The following is a 2,116-nucleotide window of genomic DNA, read 5'->3' as shown; positions in this document are numbered from 1 at the left end:
TTAACCCAAGTTTGATAGCCAAAAAAAATTTTTAGTTATTTTTTAGCTGTATAATTTCACTAATCCATTGATTATCAGCTTTAGCATTTCTCAAAATTAAAATGTAGTACACAGAACTGTCTTTGTAATGTTGTATCTTTGTCCCACTATGCATTTTATGTCTCAGCTTAGATACAACCCGAAGACTCAAAAAGATGACTGGTACTACCGCATCAAGGAGTCATTCCGCGACTTGAGTGGCCGCGTTCGCAGTCGTGTCATGCTGAATGTAGGATTTATTACAGAAGAGTACCGTGCTGAGGACATCAGAGATATTGGAAAATGTCTGACTTATCTTCACGAGCATCAGGCAGAGATAGACCTGTTCGGCAATCCGTTCTCCAAGTATAATGAATTTGTACAGCGTAAGACCATGGAGTACTGGGATTTGATGGTTAAGAACGGTAGTGTTGACGCAGTCAAGGCTACTATTGAAGAGTCACGTGAGAAATGTGAAAGATTGGTTGACGTCAATACCATTGAACATACAGATGCACGTGAGATTGGCGCTGAGTGGATGTGCCTTCAAGCTTTACGGGAATTGGAGCTTGAGAAGTTCCTAAGGAATGAAGGCTGGAGCGAAACCAAGATAAATACAGCGTTGGCACACCTTATCACCCGTACCATATATTCATCCTCCGAGCTTAAATCCATGCGTATCATGGATGAAAACTCTGCCGTATGTGAACTGGTCAGTGGGAATCAGGACTGGCGACCGGGCTATCAGTCCATATATAAGGTAGCACCTGCACTCTACGAACTTAAGGATAAACTCGAGAAGCATCTTTGCATGAAGACGGACGACCTGTTTAACATCACAAACAGGATTGCCATATTTGACTTGACGAACTTTTACTTTGAAGGTAGAAAGGACAACAGTAGAAAAGCCCAGTTCGGCCGTTCTAAAGAGAAACGCTCCGACTGTAAGCTTCTTGTACTTGCCTTATGCATAAATAAAGAGGGATTCATACGCTATTCTTCCATTTTAGCAGGTAATACAGCAGACCCGAACTCCTTGCCTGATATGGTGGAGACACTCAATTCAAAGACAAGAATGCCTGGCACCCCCAAAGAAAAGGTCCTGGTTTGTCTTGACGCAGGTATAGCCACTGAGGATAATCTGAAAAAGATAAAGGAGAAAGGATACAACTACTTGTGTGTAAGTCGCAGACGGCTTACTGACTATGAACTGGACCCTGAGACGAAAACCGTAACCGTGCTTGACTGCAAGAAGCAGCCCATCAGACTTACACAGGTAAAGCATGAAGATAACGGTGACTATTATCTGGAGATTGACTCGGCAGCCAAAGGTCTCAAGGAAACCTCAATGAACCGCAAGTTCAAGCAGCGTTTCGAGGAAGAACTGGAAAAGATAAAGGATTCCCTGACAAAGAAGAACGGAACAAAAAGTTATGTAAAAGTCATCGAACGTGTAGGCAGAGCCAGACAGAAATATCCGTCTATCTCCAAATATTATGTTATTGATTATATACCAGACCATACTGAAACACCTAAGAACATGGTTGACATTCAGTGGCGCATAGCAGTGCCTGAGAATGTAGACTGGGACAGCGGGATATATTTTCTCAGAACAAATGTGGCTGATTTTGATGAAAAGACAACTTGGGACTATTATAATCTTACCCGTGAAATCGAATGTACAAACAGGCAGCTCAAGACCGACCTGAATCTTAGACCGATATATCATCAGAAAGATGATCACTCTGATGCTCATCTGTTTTTGGGATTACTCGCATATTGGGTTGTCAACACAATCCGTTACCGCCTAAAGCAAACAGGTATGACACATTACTGGACTGAAATAGTAAGAATAATGTCCACCCAAAAGGCTGTCACTACAGAAGCCATCAACGCATTGGGTGAAAAGGTGCATATGAGAATCTGTAGTGAACCAACCTTAGCGGTAAAAGATATTTATGAACGACTAAAATATAAGAAGATGCCATTCAGAAAAATCAAAATAGAAAAAAGTTTGTAGTACACAGAGGAGCAAATGAAAATTGCAAAATACTGAGTAGCAAAGAAAAGCATAAATTTACTATCAAACTTGGGTTAA

The 2,116-nt window shown here is 41.3% G+C and carries 1 protein-coding gene; it reads left to right on the top strand.

Annotated elements, in window-relative coordinates; all coding sequences use genetic code 11:
* The first annotated feature begins 148 nt into the window (after positions 1-148).
* Complete coding sequence (locus H6A27_RS14240; protein WP_204509164.1) at positions 149-2,038, top strand: IS1634 family transposase; 1,890 nt, start codon at positions 149-151, stop codon at positions 2,036-2,038.
* Positions 2,039-2,116: the final 78 nt, after the last annotated feature.

Origin of the sequence: Bacteroides caecigallinarum, assembly GCF_016902295.1 — a bacterium.
Classification (GTDB): domain Bacteria; phylum Bacteroidota; class Bacteroidia; order Bacteroidales; family Bacteroidaceae; genus Phocaeicola; species Phocaeicola caecigallinarum_A.
The sequence above is the reverse complement of the archived record's forward strand: the minus strand, read 5'-3'. Positions and strand labels throughout refer to the sequence as shown.